This is a genomic window from Flavobacterium turcicum, assembly GCF_011365745.1.
Taxonomy (GTDB): Bacteria; Bacteroidota; Bacteroidia; order Flavobacteriales; family Flavobacteriaceae; genus Flavobacterium; species Flavobacterium turcicum.
The window spans coordinates 420,031-441,661 of sequence record NZ_JAAOBY010000001.1 but is presented as its reverse complement, the minus strand read 5'-3'; the positions used below and the strand labels follow the sequence as shown (position 1 = coordinate 441,661).

The following is a 21,631-nucleotide window of genomic DNA, read 5'->3' as shown; positions in this document are numbered from 1 at the left end:
AAAATTTTATACTCTAATTAACACCCGTTTCTATCAAAGTTAGTATTTTTGAATAATCAATAAAAAATCCGGAATAGCACTCACTTGTTTTAAATTAATGAGACAAATAAGTGGTTCTGATTACATTTTACACCCATAAAAAACAAAACCCAACACATGAAATACCATCAAATTGACCGTAATTTATTTATAAAAAACAGAGCAAAATTCATGGCACAAATGAAGCCAAAAAGTGTTGCTATTTTTAATTCGAATGATATATATCCTGTTTCGGCTGATAGTACCTTGCCTTTTGCACAACACCGTGACATCTTTTATTTGAGTGGTGTAGACCAAGAGGAAAGTATTTTACTGTTGTTCCCTGACGCGCCTTATGAGCACCAACGCGAAATGGTTTTCTTGAAAGAAACTAGCGAGCACATTGCTATTTGGGAAGGCGAAAAATTAACCAAAGAACGTGCTTACGAAGTAACTGGAATCAAAACCGTGTATTGGTTACAAGATTTTGAAAAAGTGTTATTTGAAATGATGACGCACGCCGAAACTATTTACATCAACACCAACGAGCATTACCGCGCCACAGTTGAAACCGAAACCCGCGAAGCTCGCTTTGTAAAATGGTGGAAAGAAAAATATCCTGCACACGCCGTTGCCAAAAGTAACCCAATCCTGCAACGCCTTCGTTCAGTAAAAGAAAGCGAAGAATTAGATTTGATTCAAAAAGCCTGCAACATCACTGAACTTGGATTCAGACGATTGTTGCCTTTTGTAAAACCTAATGTTACTGAATACGAAATTGAAGCTGAATTGATTCACGAATTCATCCGCAACCGCTCTCGTGGATTTGCCTACACGCCTATCATCGCATCGGGTAACAATGCCAATGTTTTGCATTATATTGAAAACAACCAACAATGCAAAGCGGGCGACTTGATTTTGCTTGATGTAGCTGCTGAATATGCTAATTATTCTAGTGACATGACGCGCACAATTCCGGTTTCTGGTCGCTATTCTACTCGCCAAAAAGAAGTTTACAACGCCGTACTTCGTGTAAAAAACGAAGCCACCAAAATGTTAACCACTGGCACACTTTGGAAACAATACCACATCGAAGTAGGCAAAATAATGACCTCAGAATTACTAGGTTTAGGACTTATTGACAAAGCCGATGTGCAAAACGAAAACCCTGATTGGCCTGCTTACAAAAAATATTTTATGCACGGAACCTCGCACCACATGGGGCTAGACACGCACGATTACGGTATTTTGACCGAGCCAATGCAAGCCAACATGGTATTTACCGTTGAGCCTGGAATTTACATTCCTGCCGAAGGTTTCGGTATCCGTCTTGAGGACAACATCATCGTTCAAGAAAGCGGCGAACCTTTCAACATGATGCGCAACATTCCTATCGAAGTTGAGGAAATTGAAGATCTTATGAACGCTTAAAATAGCATAAAATCAAACCAAAAGCAGTCTAGTTTTCTAGGCTGTTTTTTTTAGGAGCACCACATCCTGCAACTTAAGTCGTACAGTCCTGCTGTTCGTTTTATTCCCGCTCAAAAAACTGCGTCCCAAAAGCCTTGTTGTTCAAGCGGGAGATGCCACTGCCATCAGGGCTATGATTCACAAATCATTTTCAATAGTCAAAATGTTAAAACAATTTTAAAATTGTAACGTTACAAATCAGTCAAAGACTTACTTTAAAACTATTAGGTATAACAATTTTAAAACGAACCAATAAAAACTAAAAAACATAAAATCATGCAAGCACACGAAATCGATTACCACATTTACGGCGAAGAAATGCAGTATGTAGAAATAGAATTAGATCCTCAAGAAATTGTAGTTGCCGAAGCAGGCAGCTTTATGATGATGGATAACAATATTCAAATGCAAACTATTTTCGGAGACGGATCGGGTCAAGAAACGGGATTATTTGGCAAACTACTCAGCGCAGGAAAACGAGTACTAACTGGCGAAAGTCTTTTTATGACCGCTTTCATCAATCAAAATAATACTAAAAGCAAAGTGTCATTTGCATCGCCATATCCTGGAAAAATCATTCCAATCGATTTGATGCAATATGGCGGTAAGTTCATTTGCCAAAAAGATTCTTTCCTATGTGCAGCCAAAGGCGTATCAGTAGGAATCGAATTCTCTAAAAAATTAGGAACTGGTTTATTTGGTGGCGAAGGTTTCATCATGCAAAAAATTGAAGGCGACGGAATGGCCTTTGTGCACACAGGAGGAACGCTCGCTCAAAAAGAATTAGCGGCAGGCGAAGTCCTAAAAGTAGATACCGGTTGTATAGTAGGATTCACAAAAGATGTAGATTACGACATCGAGTTTGTGGGCGGAATCAAAAATTCTCTTTTTGGTGGCGAAGGTTTATTTTACGCTACACTACGCGGACCAGGAACCGTATTTATTCAATCTTTACCTTTCAGTCGCCTTGCCGACAGAATCATTGCATCGGCACCACGAGCAGGCGGAAGCGGCCGTGACGAAGGCAGTTTATTAGGCGGTTTAGGCCGATTAATAGACGGTGATAATAGATTTTAATACTCAAAGGCTCTCAGAAATGGGAGCTTTTTTTTAAACATATAAGTCATTTAAGTTTTGTAATGAAATAAACAACTGACCTTACATGACTTATATGTTAATTTTTAAATTTCAATTATTACCATTTTTCAGCCAAAAAAAATCTAAAACTTAAATCGCTTATATGTTTTGAAAAAATTAAAACTTTAGCTTTGCACAAACATTACAAAATTGAAACAAATCCTCTTTAAAAATACCACTATTTCCTATACTGACGAAGGAAAAGGAACTGCAACTGTTTTACTCCACGGTTTTCTGGAAAACAAAAAAATGTGGAATCATTTTATTCCTGAGTTAACACAAAGAAATCGTGTCATTACTATAGATTTGTTAGGTCATGGCGCGACAGAATGTTTAGGATATGTACACTCCATGGAGGACAATGCCGATGTGGTTCATGCCGTTTTATCAGAATTGCGCATTCGCAAAGCTATTTTTGTAGGGCATTCTATGGGAGGTTACGTGGCTTTGGCTTTCGCCGAATTGTATCCAGATACCATGAAAGGATTGGTTTTACTCAACTCAACCGCAAGAGCCGACAGTGAAGAGCGCAAAAAAAATCGGGATCGCGCCATTAAAGCCGTGAAACAATCTTTTGTAAATTTTATTTCGCTTTCTATCGCCAATTTATTCAGTGAAAATAACAGAGAGCGATTGGCTGCTACGATTGAAAACGTAAAAAAAGAAGCTTTAAAAACGCCTTTGCAAGGTATTGTTGCTTCACTAGAAGGTATGAAAATCAGACAAGATCGGGAAGTATTGCTGCACCTTACACCGTTTCCTAAACTTTTAATTTTAGGAGAAAAAGATCCTGTTTTGAATTATGAAGAAACCAAAGAACAAACAGAAAATACTGAGGTAAAACTCATCACTTTTCCTGATGGACACATGAGTCATCTAGAAAATCAAGACGAATTATTAGCTGTTCTATTGTCTTTTTTTAAAAGTATTTAGAGCATACCAAATTTTAAATATCCTTTTTCGACGAGTTCGTTTTTATCTTTTAAATGATGCATTTTCCCATCTTTCATTAATGCCAGTTTGGTAGAAATTTGAATCACATTTTCATAATTATGATCGGTGATCAAAATGCCTTTTACAGCAGACATGGTCGTGATTAATGCATTTATGTTTTCAATCATGATCGGTGACAAACCGTTATAAGGCTCATCAAGCAGTACAAATTTTGAATCATTGTTCAAGATTAGTTTAATTTCTAGATACCGCAATTCCCCACCAGATAAATGTTTGATTTTTTTACCCAACATAGATTGTATCATGGCATCTGCACAAAAATCTTTTACTTTGGCTTTGGCAATGCACAATTGAATAGTTTTTTGAACCGAAAAAGAATTCGGAATAAAAGAATCCTGTGGTAAATAGCTTATTTCTTTTAACAGCTCACTTGTTTTTGACAGTACTTTTCCACCAACCCGAACAAATTTAAAATCAGCTGGTTCTATCCCGAAAATAATCTTCAATAATGTAGATTTACCAGAACCATTTCGACCCAAAATCCCGAGAATTGTTCCTGTTTCACATTTCAAATACACATCCGAAAGGATGATTTTTCCGTTGTATTGTTTTTGTACGCTATCTACTTCTAAAATACTTGTTGTCATAGCAACTTCAATAAAAGGTTCACAACAAGAATGAAGATAATCGAGACAAAAAAATTAATCAGAAATGAATAAACTATCACCTGAATTTTTGAAAGTCCGTTGTTGTAATAAAACAAGTATTCGTTTTTAGCATTCACCTCTTTAATCAAAAGACTGATGAAAAATCCAAAAAACAAGAGCGCATATTTAAAGGTTTCAAAGCCTCCAAACACAGCCGCGACAGCACTTACAGCAATATTTATAGCTAAAGTACTTTTGTAAAACTCGTAACTGTTGTATAGTTTTTTGATAGTTGATGAATTAGATTATTTTTTCTTTGAAAGGCGTATTCGCATCCGAAATTTCACTTAATAATATGACCAATTGTTCCAGATAATTATTCAGCATTTCAGTCGAAATAGTAGTTTGTACCTCTTTATCTATTTTAAAATTAAACGGTAAAAAACCTGCTTTTAGATTTTTGAAAGAGATAATTCCAGCTTCAATTGGTTTTCCTTTTGCTTCTGTTTCATACATAAAAGCGTAGGCAAGCACTTGAATTATCTTATCACTTTTTATATCTTCAATGAGTCCGTTCCAAGATTTCAAAGTCACATTCGCTTTATCTACTTTCCCCGTTTTATAATCGATGATTCGAATGTTTCCATTGCGCTCTTCAATTCGGTCCACATTTCCTCTAATTAAAACTGGAAAAGGTAAATTCGGATGCTGTAAAATGCGCTCAAAAGTTTGTTCCAATGCAATGATTTTAATCGCATCTCCCTTTTTGATGCTTTCTAATTCAACTTTCAAGAAATTAGAAACATTACGTTTGGCTACTTCAAAAGCTAATAAATTTCGTCCTTTTTTGATTTCGCCTTCTTTGTAAACAAGTTTAAATTGCTTGAGCACCTCATCGTCTATTTGTTTGAAACAATTTAGAATATCATTTTCAGAAATTAACTTATCAATAAATGGCTCGTATAAAACACGCAAAGTTTCGTGAATAATGGTACCCAGCGTATTCAGGGCAATATTTTCTTCCACCTCTTCGACTTCGCTAATGCGTAAAATCTTTTGGAAATAAAACTGTATCGGATTCCGAATATAACTGGTCAAAGCAGATGGTGAAAATCCTTTTTCAGCAATTTCTTTAAGGCGAAGCATCACGCTTTCTGACTTAGGAATTTCCATTGGTTCATAAGCTATTTCAGGTAAAGTAGCATTATAAATCTCGTGTGTAAGCGTATGATTGTTTTGCTTTTCTACTTCTAATTGGGTAATAAATCGGCTTTTTTCACCAGCATCCAAACCTTCACTTTCCGTATTGTAAAGCAAGTAAATGTTTGTAGCGCGCTGCAACAAATGATAAAAATGATAGGTATAAATCGCGTCTTTCTCCTTAAAAGTTGGTAATCCTAACTCTCTTTTCACATCATAAGGAATAAAAGAATTTTGAGATTTACCGGCTGGAAATTTGCCTTCGTTCATAGAAGTAACAATGACCGTATCAAAATCTAAAACCCTACTTTCAAGAACTCCCATTATCTGCAATCCATTTAGCGGCTCACCTTCAAACGAAACCTCGGCTAGATCAATAACCTGTTTATAAATGGCATATAAGGTTTCAATTTTATCAATATGTACTGATTTTGAATAATAATTAATCAGTTTGTTGATCACTTTAAAAATGGCATACACAAAAGCTTTTGTTATTTTCTCTTCTTCGTTATCGTTGTTAAGGTTCTCTTTTAGAATCAATAATAATCGAGAAATGGTTTCTAAAACAGGAATGGCTCCACGTTCCCATTTTTGAAAGAGCAATACAAACAAATCTGTTGGCATCACATTCAATTCCATCAATTTTTGATGGGGTATAAAAGTGTAATTATTTTGATTTATTAATTGTACCAAAGCCTTAGTTTCAGCATACGGCTCCACCAAAGGATGTGTCAATATATCAAGAACGTCTTTATAATAAAAAACATAACTTTTCGCATTTCTAGCTAATGCATTGGTGTGCATTTTGAACAATTTTGCAATTAAAATTTGCGCTGGATTATTTTTACTAGAATAACCCATAGTGATATTCAAAGCGCCCACGGTAACAGGCAAAGAATACAACAAGGGCACCAAAAGACTTTCTTCTCCCAATACTACCGCTACTTTATCAAGTGATTCTTTCTGGCCTAGCTTACTCGATTTCTCAATAGTATTTTCAATTATACTTCCGGCAAGTTTAGCCTGACCCATTGTTTTGGGAGTACCAATAATTTGGATGTTTTTTGTTTGAGAAAATTCGTCAACAATCCACTCAAAAGGTTGCGACTTATAATGTTTCCAACTTTCTTTAAATCTGCGTAAAAACAAACCCGCATCGTGATACGGATCGTTTAAAAAAGTTTGATCAGCGTCCCAATAAATTTCGGCGCGATCAGCAGCTAATAGGTGTTGAATGATTTTTTCTTCGGCAGCATTTAAGGCATTGAACCCCGCAAATAAAAACCGACTATCTTGAAGATTTTGGCAAAATGAATTCAGGTTATTCACTGCTTCTCTGTAAATCAAACCTTGATAGCCTACTCCAAGCTCAAGTAAATGCTTGTATAGGGTTTGGTAATACTGTGGAAGCAACTTCCAAAAATCAATATATTTTTCAAGTAAAGGAGTTTTGTTTTCTACTTCAATACCCCATTTTTTTATGTCTTCAATATCCTTTAGGTACGATAATACATAAGCAGGATCGAGCAAGTAGCGATCAATTTCGTTAAAATCTTGCAATAAAGTTTTCGCCCAATTGGCAAAAAATTCAAAACTTTGTTGTTTAGACTGATCTGTTTGACTTAAATAAACCTCGTAAAACTCAAATAATAGCTCTATGGGATCGATAGTTCTGATTCCGGCTATGTCTTGTATAAAATCTTCGATACTTATGATTTGAGGAGCAAGAATATTTGTACTAACTTGCTTTTTAAGCGCTTCAAGTAAAAAGATTTTAGCGCGCTTGTTGGGTAGCACAACAATTGTTTTGGGTAAACTGGCTGCGTGATTTTGCAATAAAACTGAAGCTATTTTATCTAGAAAAGAAATATTTGTCATTCTATAAAAATAAAAAAAACGCCCCGATAAATCGAGGCGTTTCCTATAAATATTTTAGAAGAAATTATTTTTGTAATAAAATTTCAGTTCTTCTGTTTTTAGCTTTACCAGCAGCAGTTTTGTTAGTTTCAACTGGAGCAGACTCACCAAAACCTACAGCTTTTAAATCTTCAGCTTTGATACCTCTTTCTAATAAAGCATCTCTAACCACGTTAGCTCTGTCTTCAGAAAGTTTTTGGTTAAATTCGTCAGATCCATCGCTATCAGTATGTCCTTCAACACTGAATTTAGCGTTTGGATAATTTTTAAGGATAGAAGCCATTGCATCTAATCTAGCAGGTACATCACCAACTTTGAAAGTAGCTTTTCCTGAATTAAAGTAGATTGCTCTAGCTTGAATTTTTAAGTTATCTAAAGCTTCAGTTGTAACTTCAGGACATCCTTTGTTACTAGCTGGACCTGCTACAGATGGACAAGCGTCATCTTTGTCAAGTACTCCGTCTCCGTCAGTATCTGGCCAAGGGCAACCTGCGTTTTCTTTAGGACCAGCAACAGTAGGACATTTGTCATCTTTGTCAGCGATTCCGTCTCCGTCAGCATCTGGACAACCTTTCAAAGAAGCTAAACCAGCAACTTCTGGACATGCATCATTTTTATCAGCAATTCCGTCTCCGTCAGTATCAGGACATCCGTTTAATGCAGCTAAACCAAATTCTTCTGGACACTCATCTGCACTGTCTTGGATACCATCTTTGTCAGTATCAGGACAACCGTTGAATTCTTTCAAACCAGCAACTTCTGGACAAGCATCATCTTTGTCGTAGATTCCGTCACCATCAGTATCTTTACCTCCAAATTTGAAGATTAAACCTGCAGTGTGTTGGAATAAAGATGGAGCATCTGGAGCAGCAAAATTTACATTTCCTTCTGTTCTATCTCCAAAAGCTTTTTTGTAACGTGTAGTTAACTCTAAACCTACATTATCAGTAAACCATAAAGTTAAACCTGCACCTGGGTTAAGAGTTCCAAAACTACTATCACCAAGGAAAGTATAACCACCACCTACAGATAAAGATGGATCAATTACTTTAGATTTGATCAAGTTCATGAAGCTATACTTAACAGTAGCATCAATTCCGTAATACATCAAATCACCTGGGTTAGTCACGATGTAACCACGGCTATCGTGCATAACTGAAGCTGGCTCTGGAGCAAAAGTAACGAATTTGCTAATTTTGTTTACAGATCCTGAAAGACCAAAAGAGAAATTGTCACCAACGTATCTAGATACACTAAGGTATGATACTGATGGTAAAATGTTCCAATTATCTTTTACTGCGAAAGGTTGAGAAAAATGACGATCTAGCCAGTTTTTTCCACCCTCTGCTCCTGCTTTAGTGTCAACTGCGTTAACTCCGAAAGAGATAGCGTAAGGATTGTTCCTGTCTTGTGCTTGAGAGCTTAATCCCATCGCCATTATTGCAGCAACAAAAATTTTGTTAAGATGTTTCATACTTAAATTTTTTAATTACAATTTAGTTAATTATGGACAAAAGTAGTACGTAAATTTTAAACTACAAAGTTTAATGTTAAAAAAAACCTTCTTATCCGTAACAATGTGGGAATTATATAATTTTTAACTCTTTTCCAACCTCAGTAAATGCACTAATAGCCTTATCTAGATGTGCTTGTGTATGTGCGGCAGAAAGCTGAACTCTAATTCTGGCCTTGTCTTTTGGAACTACCGGAAAGAAGAAACCAATAACATACACGCCTTTTTTTAACAATTCATCAGCCATAATTTGAGAAAGTTTAGCATCGTACAACATAACAGGTACTATTGCCGAATCACCATCGATGATATCAAAACCAGCTGCTTTCATACCTGCTTTGAAATAATTGGTATTCCACTCTAGTTGATCGCGTAAGGTGGTATCTTTTTCAAGTAATTCAAATACTTTTAATGATGCACCAACAATAGCTGGCGCTAAAGAGTTTGAAAACAAATATGGTCTTGAACGCTGACGCAAAATTTCAATAATTTCTTTTTTAGCAGTAGTGTAACCGCCCATCGCACCTCCTAAAGCCTTACCAAGCGTTCCTGTGATGATGTCCACACGCCCCATAACCCCTTTTGCTTCAGGAGTACCTTTACCAGTTGCACCAATAAAACCAGCTGCATGACATTCGTCTACCATTACTAAGGCATCATATTTATCAGCTAAATCACAAATCTTATCCAAAGGCGCAACCAATCCGTCCATAGAGAACACACCATCAGTTACAATTAATTTAAAACGACAACCTGCTTCAGTAGCTTTTATTAACTGTTGTTCCAAATCTTCCATGTTGGAATTTTCGTAACGGTAGCGTGCCGCCTTACACAAACGCACTCCGTCAATAATAGAAGCATGGTTCAAACTATCTGAAATAATACAATCTTGCTCTCCTAATAAAGGTTCAAAAACACCACCATTTGCATCAAATGCTGCAGCGTATAATATGGTATCCTCTAAACCGTAAAAATCAGCAATCTTTTTTTCAAGTTCTTTATGAATATCTTGTGTTCCGCAAATAAAACGAACAGACGACATTCCGAAACCATGAGAATCCAAAGCATCTTTCGCTGCTTGCACTACTTCGGGATGAGATGAAAGTCCAAGATAATTATTGGCACAAAAATTCAAAACAGTTTCTCCAGTAGAAATGGTTATTTCAGCCGCCTGTGGCGATGTAATAATTCTTTCTCTTTTAAAAATCCCATTCTCTTCTATTGTTTGCAATTCTGCTTGCAAATGTTCCTTTATTTTTCCGTACATAATTTATAGTTTACAATTCTATTTTGCGAATTATTCATTTTTGCGTTACAAATTTACTACTTCAATTCCTTTTCCGATATAAATTAGCGCTTTTTTTGTCACTTTATAACCCATAGCCTCAATAGCTTGCTGGTAGTTGTGTAACTGTTGTTCGTATTTTTTTTGATGCATGCCCGTTTTATAATCCAACAAATACACTTCGTTGTTTGAGTTTACTACCATTCTGTCAGGTTTTATAGTGCCGCCTTCTTTTTGAATGATGGTTTGCTCATTAAGAACCGTATTGCCTTTAGCAAAACAAGCGGCTAGTTCGTGATGGCTCACAATTTCCTGCAAACTGGTACGAACGGTTTCTTGTTGGGTTATGGCGATCATTCCGCTTTCAATTGCTTTGGTGATCGCCACATCGACCTCATCGTAGGTTTTTACAAAGGAAAGCACCTCATGAATTAAGTTCCCGTACTCAATAGCTTCTTGTTGCTGAGTACCCCACATCAAGGCTTCGCGTTGTGCAATTTTTATATTTTTAGGATTTAAAACTTCCTGCACAAACGGAATCACACGCGAGCTATCTACATGTGGTTTGGCCTTTGATAGCCGTTTTGAATTTCCAGATTCATAAAGAAATTGATTTTCATCAAACCCGTCATTTGCTTGTAGGTACTCTATAAAAAAGGTACACATATTGTTTTTTGGCAACTCGCCTTTCGAACTTAAATTCATATTCGAAATCACATACAACTGCTCCTCGGCCCTAGTTAACGCCACATAAAGTACGTTAACATTATCCAGTAGTTCTTCTTGTTTTTTTTGCTGATATACTTCGGCGGCTTCCTCTCCAAAACCTTCTACACTGCTACTATTATCAATCAGCACTTTTGGAATTCCAAAATCTTCTTCAGCGGCATTGAGCCATAATTTATCTTTGGGTTTTCGACTGTAATCTTCTTCTGCGAAAGGAAAAATTACCACCGGAAACTCTAATCCTTTTGATTTGTGAATGGTCATAATACGGACCGCGTTCGTACCTTCGGGCGACGGAATGCTATATTTGTGACCGCTCTTTTCCCAGAAACTTACAAAATCAGCAATGCCGGCTTGATTGCGCACGTCACGTTCAAGAACAATATCCAAAAAGTATTGTACATAAGCATTGCTTTTTTGAGAATGCAAAAACTTAGCAATGATTACTTCTACAGCTTCGTACAGCGATTTTTTACGAATATTTTGAAACGACAACGCTATATTGCATTGCAATAACCATTTTTCAAAATCAGCTTCTTGCTTGAGCGCCATGCCTTGCGCGATGAAATCGTGAACCGGTAATTCCGTTTGACTATTTAATCCTATGTGATATAAAAAATGTGCTTTCGCCTCTAAGTCGGCACTGTTTTTAAGGTATTTCAACAAGTGAATAATGAGTTGCACCTCGGTTGCATTTTGAATCATCAAGGTTTCTGATGATAATAACGGTATTTTTTTCTCTGTTAAATAATTAGCAATGGCAATACCTTGGTCACGTTTACGGGTAAGTAGCACGATATCTTTGTACTCAAATCCTTCTTGCAACACTTTTTGAATGGTTGTCAAAGTAGCTTCAAGATACAAATCGGCTTTCTCAAGAACTTCTCCGTCGCTACTTTCCTCAGCGTCTGCTGATTTTTTATCTACATTGGCGATAAAAGCGATGCTTACAAAACCTCCTTTTTTATCATTTGTTTTTTGACTGCTATGATTTTCGTATAAGTCGCGGTAATCAGGTTGATCAAAATGGTTTGCAATTAACTTGAAGAAGGCATTATTGAACTCGATAACTTGCGAATAAGAACGGTAGTTTTTATCTAAATGTTCCAAAACTTTATCCGGATTGCTAAACGGATTATTGTCCTTACTCAATTCGATAAATTGCTCTGCTTTTCCTCCGCGCCAGCGATAAATAGATTGCTTAGGATCACCCACAATCATTAGCGTTCCTTTTACACCATAATCATCTTGACCCGCAAGTGCATTGTCAATTAATGGAATCAAATTTTGCCATTGCATTTCGGAAGTATCCTGAAACTCATCGATAAAAAAATGACGGTAGCGCTCGCCCAATCGCTCATATATAAAAGGAGCAGGTTGGTTTTGAATTTCACGGTGAATGATGGCATTGAACTCAGAAATAGACAACACATTTTGCTCTTCTTGGATTTTGGCCAATTCGTTACTGACGGTATTCAGCAAGGAAAGTGGTGTAATATTTTTGAGAAAGGCTTTGTAAAAATTTATTTTCTCGAAAGTTCCATAAATCGTTTTTAATTGATCCAGCATTTGCGGAAGCAAACTTTCAATTAGATCACGATCTTTGGCTGTTTTATTGATGGCAATATCATCAAACTCACGAAACATTTTATTTTTAGGATTGAATTTTCCTTGCTGAATACTTGCAATATGATTGGGGAAAGTAAGTCTGGAAAAGGACTTTACATCAATACCATTTTTATCAATTAATGCTACTATTTCTTCTGCAAAAACAACCGTTTCCTTTTCTAGCTCCTTGCAGGTTTTATCTAATTTGTTTTTTATAGCTACAAACTCAGCAATCGATTTGTCTTGAAAATGTGTAATTTCATTTCGGTTGTTCTCATTCAGTACCAATTTACCTGTGTCGAGAATTTCTCGTGAAATGTCCCAAGATTTATCATCATCGGTTTTTTCCATAGTGAAATCGATGAGCAATTTGGTCAAAGTCTCATCTTCACCGGCTTGTGCAATGATGGCATCTACCGCTTCTATCAATAGATTTTCGGTATCCAAAGTAACTTCAAAAGTCATGGGCAAATTCAAATCGTGCGCAAAAGCTCGAATTACCTTGTGAGTGAATTTGTCAATGGTTGAAATATCAAAAGCCGCATAATTATGAATAATGTGCTTGATGATTTGTTGCGATTTTACTTTTATTTGAATGACTGATAATTGGGTAGCCGCCGCTAAATCAAGCATTAAATCATGCGCTTTATCGCTTGGTTCGTCTTTGGCAAATTCAGACAAGCTACCCACAATACGCGACTTCATTTCGTGTACGGCTTTATTGGTAAAAGTGATCGCCAAAATATGCCGGTACGCATCGTTTTTGTGTGCTGTAAGAATGATTTTCAGGTATTCTTTGACAAGTGCATAGGTTTTTCCGGAACCTGCTGAGGCGTCGTATATAGAAAAGGATGGTCTTTGCATCTTGAATTTTGCTTTTGGATTATCTACTATCTTTACCTGAAATTAAGAACTTCATTTACGCACTCCCTAGCCCCGATTGCAATGAAAATCCTTTACTGCGGCGCGCTAGCAGAGCAGGAAAGATTGTAATGAAAAGCGGGAAACAGCTCCTAAAAATTGCGCTGTAAGAGGGTTACATTTTAATTTTGAGTTGAAACTTCGGGATAAACCTTAAAAGTAGTATTTTTGCAGCATGGAAACAAATAGACAGAAAAAAATAGGCGGGGTCATCCAAAAAGATTTGGTGGATATCCTGCAAGGTGAAGTGAGAAAAAACGGCGTTTCTAACTTGGTGATCTCGGTATCTAAAGTTGCTGTAACTACTGATTTATCAGTTGCTACGGTGCATTTGAGTGTTTTTCCTCAGGACAAAGCGCAAGAGATTTTAGAAGCTGTAAAATCAAATTCAAAAAATATTAAACACGATTTATCGCAACGTGTACGCCTGCAATTGCGTAAGGTGCCTAATTTGGTTTTCTTTATTGACGACTCATTAGATTACATTGAAAAAATTGACAATGCGCTTGCCAACAGAGACAATCCTATTGAGAACAGAGATTTACTAGACAAACGCAGATTCCAATAATCCTTGAATTTTCCGCTGTACATAGCCACGCGTTACCTTAAAAGTAACAGTAAAAATAATGCCATCAATATTATAAACCGCATTGCGAGTTTGGGTATTATTGTGGGCGCTATGGCCTTGTTTGTAGTACTTTCAGTATTTAGCGGTTTAAAAGTATTTAGTTTGTCGTTTACGAATGAGATTGACCCTGATTTAAAAATTAGCAGTACCAAGGGGAAATCGTTTGTGGTGAGCCCGCAACAAGAGCAGCAAATTAAGACTGTTGCTGGCGTGGTATCGTTTACCAAAATTATTGAAGAACGCGTATTGTTTACCTTTGATGGCAAGCAAGAAGTGACTTACCTAAAAGGTGTTGACCCCAACTACAGCAAGGTCAACGCCATTGAATCAAAATTATATAACGGACAATGGCTGCAACCTGATACGTACCAAGTAGTGGTGGGTTATGGCATAGCTCAAAAATTTTCGATGGGTTTGCTGGACTTTAACCGACAGCTTGAGGTTTTAGTTCCAAAGCCTGGTCGAGGAACGATTGACAACTTGGAGCAAGCCTTTAACAAATCGGATTTAATTCCGGTTGGAATTTATGCTATCAACGAAGAATTAGACTCGAAATATGTTTTTGCCGATTTGGGTTTGGCGCAAGAATTATTGGGTTATCCTACCAATAAAGTTTCAGGAATAGAACTCAAATTAGCCCCCAACGCTGATGAAGCAGTTATTAACGAGCAGTTGCAAACCATTTTTAAAAATACCGTTACCATAAAAAACAGAGCGCAGCTGAACGCCTCGCTTTATAAAATGCTCAACACGGAGAATATTGCAGTGTACTTGATTTTTACCTTAGTTATTGTGGTCGCTTTATTTAATTTGGTTGGCGCCTTGATTATGATGATTTTGGATAAAAAAGCCAACTTGAAAACCTTGTACAATTTGGGTACTCCTATTCAAGATCTACGTAAAATATTCTTGCTACAAGGTACCTTACTGAGTGTATTTGGAGGTGTTTTAGGATTGTTTTTAGGAATTGTAATCGTGTTGCTTCAAGAGCATTTTCAATGGATTATGCTTACAGAAAGTTTGGCTTATCCTGTTGTTTTTTCATTTGAAAATGTTGCCATTGTGATGACAACAATTGTTATACTTGGTTTTCTAGCCTCACTTATTGCTAGTAGTCGCGTGAGCAAATCTTTGTTGGAATAGTTTTCCCTTTTAAAATAAAACACGAATTCCACTAATTTACACGAATTAATTGGTGCAAATTAGCGGAATTGCTTCGCCTATTTGATATAGTTCGGGTTATCTTGACAGTAATTACTAAACCACCTCGTACCCCACATAAGCATCCTGAATTTCATCTAAGGCTGCAAAAAGCTCCTCGGGGCGATCGAGGGTTACTAATTTTTGTTTGTGGGTTTTAAAAGAATGGATTCCTTTAAAATAATTGGTGTAATGCGGACGTGTTTCCACAATTCCTAATCGTTCGCCTTTCCAGTCCATAGCCCAAGTAAGGTGATTACGCACGGCCTCTACACGATCAATAACGGTAGGTTTTGCCAAATGTTCTCCTGTTTTGAAGTAATGTTTTATTTCATCAAAAATCCACGGATAACCAATCGCAGCACGACCAATCATGATTCCGTCAATGCCGTATTCATTTTTATACTGTAATGCTTTCTCCGGAGAATCAATATCGCCATTTCCAAAAATTGGCATTGTGATTCTAGGATTATTCTTTACTCGGGCAATGTGTGACCAATCGGAGTGACCTTTGTACATTTGGGCGCGCGTTCTAGCGTGAATGCTCAATGCGGCAACACCAATGTCTTGCAAACGTTCTGCAACCTCATCGATATTGATAGAATTATCATCCCAACCCAAACGCGTTTTAACTGTTACAGGTAAATGAGTGCTATCAATAACAGCTTTGGTCAACCGAATCATCAAATCAACATCTTTTAAAACACCAGCACCAGCTCCTTTGCAAACGACTTTTTTAACAGGACAACCAAAATTGATATCAATAAGATCTGGATTTACAGTAGAAACAATTTTAGAAGAAAGTGCCATTGCCTCTTCGTCGCCACCAAAAATCTGGATTCCCACAGGGCGCTCGTAATCAAAAATATCCAATTTCATGCGACTTTTGATGGCGTCACGAATCAATCCTTCGGAAGAAATAAATTCAGAGTACATCATATCAGCACCATGCATTTTGCACAATCTACGAAACGGCGGATCGCTCACATCTTCCATTGGAGCAAGAAGTAAGGGAAAATCCGGTAAAACAATATGGTCGCCTATTTTAATCAAGATGTTTTATTTTTTTGCAAAGATAAAAAAATTAGACCGATAATTTTGGAACTATCAAGAGATTAAGACACAAGAAGTCATACTTGAAAAATTATGACATTGGTCTACAAAAAATAATTATTTTTACGAAAACTACAAGATGCTTTTTCAATTTGGATTTTACAGTTCCGTTTTACTTATTTCGTTTACTCAAGGAATTGTTTACAGCGTTTTGTTACTTATAAAAGCTATTAAAACCGACAATAAATCGAATTATTGGCTGAGTTTTTTCATTTTTCTGTGTAGCCTCTATATTGCACCGTGGATGCTTGGTTTTGCGGGCTGGTATGACAATCAACCCTATCGTGATATTTTATTTTACACTCCTTTTCAACACCTTTTATGGATAGGCCCTATCATCTTTTTTTACACCCAAAGTTTACTGAATCCCTCATTCAAATTTTCGAAAAAAGAGGCAATACATATTCTGCCAGGATTGCTGTATCTTATTTACATTATTGCTACTTGGATTTACGACAAATTCATTTTTGGCGACTATTATTTTTACGAAAACGGAATGGACAAAGACTTTGAGGAATGGTACCAAAAACTAGGTTTGCTCTCGATGATTGTATATTTTATATTGAGTATTCGATATTATAATGTTTACAAAAGACTCATGTTTCAGGTGGTGAGTTATGCCGATTCGGTTTTGTTTAAATGGATTCAAACGTATTTGATTGCTTTTTTAGTGATGTTGCTTTTACCACTTGTTTTTGATGGTGTTGAATACTTTTTACCAGAAATGAAATCGTATCAAGGCAGTTGGTGGTTTTATCTTTCCTTTTCGATTGTGATGTACTACATTGCCATTACGGGATATTCTAATCCTACAAATGCTACGATACCGTTTAAAATGTCTTTTTTTGACAAAAGTCCTATTCTTTTATTGGACAGCAGCAGTGCAGGTAATTTGGAAACGAGCATTGACATTCAGTATGAGACTGTAGAAGAGACTGTTTCGCCCGAAACGGAACATTGGAAATCTAAGATAGAAACCTTAATTCAAGCTGAAAAACTCTATCAAAATCCTGAATTAACGCTTACCGATTTGGCAAAAAAATTAGAAACTAACGCTTCTGTTATTTCTAAAACGATCAATCAAGGGTTTCAAATGAACTTTAATGATTACATCAATAATTTCAGAATTGAAGCTGTTAAAATCAGTTTATCAAATGGCGAACACAAAAAATCTACTTTGCTAGGAATTGCTTACGATTGCGGCTTTAACTCGAAAGCTACTTTTAATCGAGCTTTCAAGAAAAACACAGGTAAAACACCAAAAGAATACACCAACGAATAAGGTTTTCCGCCAATAAAAAGCAACTACTTATTCGGCATCAAACCGTTCAATAGTGTTTTTTATAAATTGCTTTTCGTAGTGGCGGTTGCGTCTATTCTTTTTTTCTGTGGCTCTCTTGGCGAGACGTTTATCAGAAACTATTTCATTCAATCGGTTCAAATCATCAAGGTGACTGATGTCATTTAGGGAATTCCTTTTCATAATTCGATGTTATTAAAAGTTCAGGAATTTATTGTTTCGTTTTGCTTTTTAAAAATGTAGATGCTCTTGAATATAAAAGTACATAGTCTGCAAAAATGTTTCCCTACAACAAGCGTTAAATTTGGATCTGCTTTCTACCTATCAAGTGCATTTGTCAGCTGTATTTCAAAATCAGGAATAAAAACAAAGTTTTTTGATAAAAAATAGTTGAAAACAACATTGTCAGCATTTACAATACTTCACAGCAGAACTAAACTAGTCTCAAATCATAATTTGAAGCGATTGGTGCTGATTTATGGCGCAACTTTGCCCTGTTATTAATCACTAAAAAACTAATTATGAAAAAATTAATCTTGGCAATTACGTTGATATTAACTTCAACTTTTGCACACGCACAACTACAAGGATCCGGAAAAACGATCACTAAAAATTACAACTACAAAAATTTCGACAAGCTTTCTTTTGAAGATTTAGATGGAACTATTGAGGTAGAAATTGGAAAAACTTGGAGCATTGCTATAACAATCGATGACAATTTGGAACGTCTTTTGACTTTTTTAGAAAACGTTTCAGGTAAAGAGCTAAAAATTCAATTTAAAGGAAACCAAAACAACAAAATGTATGTTGAAGATACCAATCTAAAAATAAAAATCACGATGCCAGAGGCAAGTGTCATCAAAAACGTTGGCAACAGTAATTTAACCGTGAAAAATGTTTTGGGTCGTTATTTTAGATTAGAAAACACCGGAAATGGAGAAAGTAAAATTAGCGGAACGATAGATGATTTAGATATTGTTAAAGTTGGAAATGGCGATGTAAACGCAGAGAATCTAGTTGCTAAAAAAGCTGATTTAAAAAGCACTGGAAACGGAAATATAACTGCCAATGTCATTGAAAAACTTACTGCAAAATTAACTGGAAACGGAGATGTCATTAACAAAGGAAAAGCCCAATTTGATTCTAATTCGAAAAAATCAGGTAATGGCGATTTGATTGTTAATTAATGAAAAGTTCAATGGCAATGGCAATGTTCAATAGCAATTTCAAAATTCAATATAAATATCAATAAGAAAATCAAAAAATACAACATTATGAAACTACTTACCAAAATCACTAAACCTGTTTTGTTACCACATTGGTCACAAGATCTATTTATTACTATTCCGCGAATTGTTTGTGGATACTTGCTGGCTTTTAACTTTGGAGCCGATAAATTTGGAATGCCTTGGTCACCCGTTGATGCTAATTTAGGATTGTTTGAAGTCGCTTTTTGGTTTCCCGGTGATGTGGCAAATTATGGTGGGATTTTTGCCATTGCTCCAGCTTTTTTTGCTTGGATGGGCGCTTTTGCAGAAGCTGTTGGCGGATTGCTACTGTTATTTGGATTTCAAACCCGTGTTGCTTCTTTCTTAGTAATTTGCACCATGCTAGTTGCTATATTTATGCAACAAATACAAAATGGATTGTGGAATTGCCTTGCCGCCATGGGATTCCTTTGGGTAGCGATGTTCTTTTTAATACTAGGTTCAGGCCGATTTGGAATTGATTATTTACTAACTAAAAACAAAGCTTAATTATGAAAACTAAAACGATATTACTAGCACTTTTACTTTCTTTATTCTTGACAAATTGCGTTCAAAAAACCTATAAAAAAACCGTTGTTTTTACTTTGGATGCATCCGAAATGAAAAATGTAAAAAACGTAGCCATTCGTGGAAAAGACAAACCATTATCTTGGGGAGAAGCTACCGAAATGAAATTGAATACTGCCAATAACACCTATCAAATAACAACCACATTTGTTACCGGTTATAAATTTACAGAAGTAAAATTTGTGGTTAATGATAGTTTAGAATTCGAAAATGAAGACAACCGCAGGGTCGTTTTCTCTGAAAAAGACACTACGTATTACAAAGCGAAGTTTAATAAAAGATAAATAATCAATATCTTAGAGAAACAATTTAAAGTTGAATTATGAAAAATATTGCAATCCTTGTACTATTTACAATGTGCCAAATCAGTTTTGCACAAACAAAACAATTTGATGAGATTGTAAAGTATTATCACTCGCAAAAAAACTTTAACGGAACTGTTCTAGTAGCTTCTAACGGCAAAATCGACTTTTTGAAAGAAATAGGAATTGCTAATAGACAATCGGGTAACGTGATAAAAGCTGATTCTAAATTCAAAATTTTATCGATAACCAAAACTTTTACTGCTGTTTTAATTTTGCAACTATACCAAGAACGAAAGCTTGATTTAAAAGCAACTTTTGGAAAGTATTTTCCAAAGTACAAAGGCGAAGCAAAAGACAAAGTTACCATTGAAAATTTACTGACTTACAGTTCCGGAATTCCTAATCTTGCCGATAAACTTGATTTGAAAACCTACCAATTGCCGCTATCTATTGATGACTATATTGACACTTATTGTAGCAATAAACTAGATACAATTCCCGGAAAGAAAAGCGCATATAATAATGGTGACTATATGATTTTACATAAAATTATCGAAAACATTACCGGAAAATCATTTGAAAAAAATTTGGAAGAAAGAATTTTAAAACCGTTACAAATGCAAAACACCAATATGTTAAAATCAACGGACATCATTTCGGGATTGGTAGATTCATATACCATTGATGAAAAAACAACTGAATTCAAAAATGACGAACCTTACTATATCGAAAACTTTTTTGGGTCGGGTGCAATGTATTCCAGTGTAGAAGATTTATTGAAATTTGACACTGCCATTTTCAACTATAAGTTACTTTCAAAAAATACTACCGAACTAATGATTGCGCCAAACAGAGATCTTGACAACGTTGCCTTTGGATTTTGGTTTGCCGATGGATATGGTGTTTTCGATACTAAATTTGTATATCGTCCAGGCGGAATTTTGGGTTCCAATACCAATTGGATTCATACGCTCGATAACAACAAAAGCATTATCGTTTTTAGCAATACCAATGCGACAAATCTTTATGAATTGTCGGAACAATTGTATTTAGTTTGCAAAGGCAAAAAAAGTACAATTACCAATTTGAAAAAATAAAATCTTTGGAGGTTACGGAACTGCCCAAAAACTATCTTGCAAAACACTGTTTTCATAAAAGAAATTAGCTTTTCTGTTGCCAGTAAAGTCGAGGTATAAAAATTCAAGTTCATAGACTGCACAAGCAACAACCGTGAAATTTTCTTGAAACAAATCACTTTCAATATCTGTGGGCTTTAGGGTCGAAAAACGTTCTTCGTATCCCAAGGTTGGATGATTTGATTTTGTGTTGGGTGGTTCGAGTGTCATATAACCTAGACGAGCTTGCGGACTGGTTGCCTTCCAACGATCATTTGATAAGGCATCGTTAGTGTGTAAAGCGGCATGCGCTTTCACAACAATTTGAACCCGTTGGCGCGCATCGTAAAACAAGAGTGAAATGCGATTGTCTTTTTGTAAATCATAACATTTTCGGGAGCGATTGTCTGTGTGGAAATATACGGTTTTGTTTACCTCATCAACTTTTCTATTTACTACAATTCGTAATGCGGCGGTGTTGTTTTCATTTATGGTGCCAACGCACATGGTTCGGAAACCATTTTTTTTCTTAACTGAACCGTTGACTAATTTTTTCCAAGCTAGTGTTTCTAGCTCTTGTAAATTGTAGGGAGTGTCGTTTATGGTAATAGAATCTTGTGGTGAAGTAGGCATAAATAGTTGGTATAAAAGTTCAAATGTAACTGCAAGATGCTTTTGTAAATACGAGCAAAAATACAATAAGAAAGACCCCAAATGAGAATTGCTAAAAAATTAAATT

At 35.9% G+C, this 21,631-nt stretch carries 18 protein-coding genes; 10 read left to right on the top strand and 8 right to left on the bottom strand.

Annotated features, from left to right (window positions below; all coding sequences use genetic code 11):
• Window positions 1-156 precede the first annotated feature (156 nt).
• From G9Q29_RS01955 to G9Q29_RS01945, 3 genes are all read left to right on the top strand, one after another.
• Entirely contained in the window at window positions 157-1,449 is a 1,293-nt protein-coding gene (locus tag G9Q29_RS01955; RefSeq protein WP_166132826.1) for an aminopeptidase P family protein, read from the top strand.
• Between the two features lie 315 nt (window positions 1,450-1,764).
• Window positions 1,765-2,565 carry a TIGR00266 family protein gene (locus G9Q29_RS01950; protein WP_166132825.1) on the top strand — a complete coding sequence of 267 codons (801 nt, stop codon included), beginning with the start codon at window positions 1,765-1,767 and terminating at the stop codon, window positions 2,563-2,565.
• Between the two features lie 210 nt (window positions 2,566-2,775).
• Window positions 2,776-3,558 carry an alpha/beta fold hydrolase gene (locus tag G9Q29_RS01945; protein ID WP_166132824.1) on the top strand — a complete coding sequence of 261 codons (783 nt, stop codon included), beginning with the start codon at window positions 2,776-2,778 and terminating at the stop codon, window positions 3,556-3,558.
• Here the strand turns inward: G9Q29_RS01945 and G9Q29_RS01940 are convergent.
• From G9Q29_RS01940 to G9Q29_RS01920, 5 genes are all read right to left on the bottom strand, one after another.
• Window positions 3,555-4,226 (bottom strand): ATP-binding cassette domain-containing protein, encoded by a 672-nt coding sequence (locus G9Q29_RS01940; RefSeq protein ID WP_166132823.1) that lies wholly within the window; start codon window positions 4,224-4,226, stop codon window positions 3,555-3,557. The two genes, G9Q29_RS01945 and G9Q29_RS01940, sit on opposite strands and share 4 nt — an antisense overlap.
• A gap of 300 nt (window positions 4,227-4,526) precedes the next feature.
• The gene (locus G9Q29_RS01935; RefSeq protein WP_166132822.1) at window positions 4,527-7,304 is read right to left on the bottom strand and encodes a PD-(D/E)XK nuclease family protein; all 2,778 of its coding nucleotides are present in this window, start codon (window positions 7,302-7,304) and stop codon (window positions 4,527-4,529) included.
• Window positions 7,305-7,368: 64 nt separating this feature from the next.
• Window positions 7,369-8,817: an OmpA family protein gene (locus G9Q29_RS01930; RefSeq protein WP_166132821.1), complete on the bottom strand. Its 1,449-nt coding sequence runs from the start codon at window positions 8,815-8,817 to the stop codon at window positions 7,369-7,371.
• Between the two features lie 112 nt (window positions 8,818-8,929).
• Window positions 8,930-10,123 carry a glycine C-acetyltransferase gene (kbl, locus tag G9Q29_RS01925; RefSeq protein WP_166132820.1) on the bottom strand — a complete coding sequence of 398 codons (1,194 nt, stop codon included), beginning with the start codon at window positions 10,121-10,123 and terminating at the stop codon, window positions 8,930-8,932.
• Window positions 10,124-10,168: 45 nt separating this feature from the next.
• A complete protein-coding gene (locus G9Q29_RS01920; protein ID WP_166132819.1) occupies window positions 10,169-13,339 on the bottom strand; it encodes a UvrD-helicase domain-containing protein in 3,171 nt (1,056 codons plus the stop codon).
• Window positions 13,340-13,571: 232 nt separating this feature from the next.
• Between G9Q29_RS01920 and rbfA the strand changes: the two genes are divergently transcribed.
• Window positions 13,572-13,964: a 30S ribosome-binding factor RbfA gene (gene rbfA / locus G9Q29_RS01915; protein ID WP_166132818.1), complete on the top strand. Its 393-nt coding sequence runs from the start codon at window positions 13,572-13,574 to the stop codon at window positions 13,962-13,964.
• Between the two features lie 3 nt (window positions 13,965-13,967).
• Window positions 13,968-15,167, top strand: coding sequence for an ABC transporter permease (locus G9Q29_RS01910; protein WP_166132817.1), 1,200 nt, complete (start codon window positions 13,968-13,970; stop codon window positions 15,165-15,167).
• A 114-nt stretch (window positions 15,168-15,281) separates the two neighbouring features.
• Here G9Q29_RS01910 and dusB read toward each other — a convergent pair whose 3' ends face one another.
• Window positions 15,282-16,277: a tRNA dihydrouridine synthase DusB gene (dusB, locus tag G9Q29_RS01905; RefSeq protein ID WP_166132816.1), complete on the bottom strand. Its 996-nt coding sequence runs from the start codon at window positions 16,275-16,277 to the stop codon at window positions 15,282-15,284.
• Between the two features lie 139 nt (window positions 16,278-16,416).
• Here dusB and G9Q29_RS01900 point away from each other — a divergent pair, with 139 nt between their 5' ends.
• Window positions 16,417-17,619 carry a helix-turn-helix domain-containing protein gene (locus G9Q29_RS01900; protein ID WP_166132815.1) on the top strand — a complete coding sequence of 401 codons (1,203 nt, stop codon included), beginning with the start codon at window positions 16,417-16,419 and terminating at the stop codon, window positions 17,617-17,619.
• Between the two features lie 27 nt (window positions 17,620-17,646).
• Here the strand turns inward: G9Q29_RS01900 and G9Q29_RS01895 are convergent, their stop codons facing one another.
• Entirely contained in the window at window positions 17,647-17,820 is a 174-nt protein-coding gene (locus tag G9Q29_RS01895; protein WP_166132814.1) for a hypothetical protein, read from the bottom strand.
• A gap of 338 nt (window positions 17,821-18,158) precedes the next feature.
• Here G9Q29_RS01895 and G9Q29_RS01890 point away from each other — a divergent pair, with 338 nt between their 5' ends.
• The 4 genes from G9Q29_RS01890 (at window position 18,159) to G9Q29_RS01875 (ending at window position 20,874) form a co-directional block, all read left to right on the top strand.
• The gene (locus G9Q29_RS01890; RefSeq protein WP_166132813.1) at window positions 18,159-18,824 is read left to right on the top strand and encodes a GIN domain-containing protein; all 666 of its coding nucleotides are present in this window, start codon (window positions 18,159-18,161) and stop codon (window positions 18,822-18,824) included.
• Window positions 18,825-18,911: 87 nt separating this feature from the next.
• The gene (locus tag G9Q29_RS01885; protein ID WP_166132812.1) at window positions 18,912-19,394 is read left to right on the top strand and encodes a DoxX family protein; all 483 of its coding nucleotides are present in this window, start codon (window positions 18,912-18,914) and stop codon (window positions 19,392-19,394) included.
• A 2-nt stretch (window positions 19,395-19,396) separates the two neighbouring features.
• On the top strand, window positions 19,397-19,756 hold the full coding sequence (locus G9Q29_RS01880) for a hypothetical protein (RefSeq protein ID WP_166132811.1): 360 nt from the start codon (window positions 19,397-19,399) through the stop codon (window positions 19,754-19,756).
• Between the two features lie 38 nt (window positions 19,757-19,794).
• The gene (locus G9Q29_RS01875; protein WP_166132810.1) at window positions 19,795-20,874 is read left to right on the top strand and encodes a serine hydrolase domain-containing protein; all 1,080 of its coding nucleotides are present in this window, start codon (window positions 19,795-19,797) and stop codon (window positions 20,872-20,874) included.
• Window positions 20,875-20,886: 12 nt separating this feature from the next.
• Here G9Q29_RS01875 and G9Q29_RS01870 read toward each other — a convergent pair whose 3' ends face one another.
• Window positions 20,887-21,525: a pyridoxamine 5'-phosphate oxidase family protein gene (locus tag G9Q29_RS01870; RefSeq protein WP_166132809.1), complete on the bottom strand. Its 639-nt coding sequence runs from the start codon at window positions 21,523-21,525 to the stop codon at window positions 20,887-20,889.
• Window positions 21,526-21,631 lie beyond the last annotated feature (106 nt).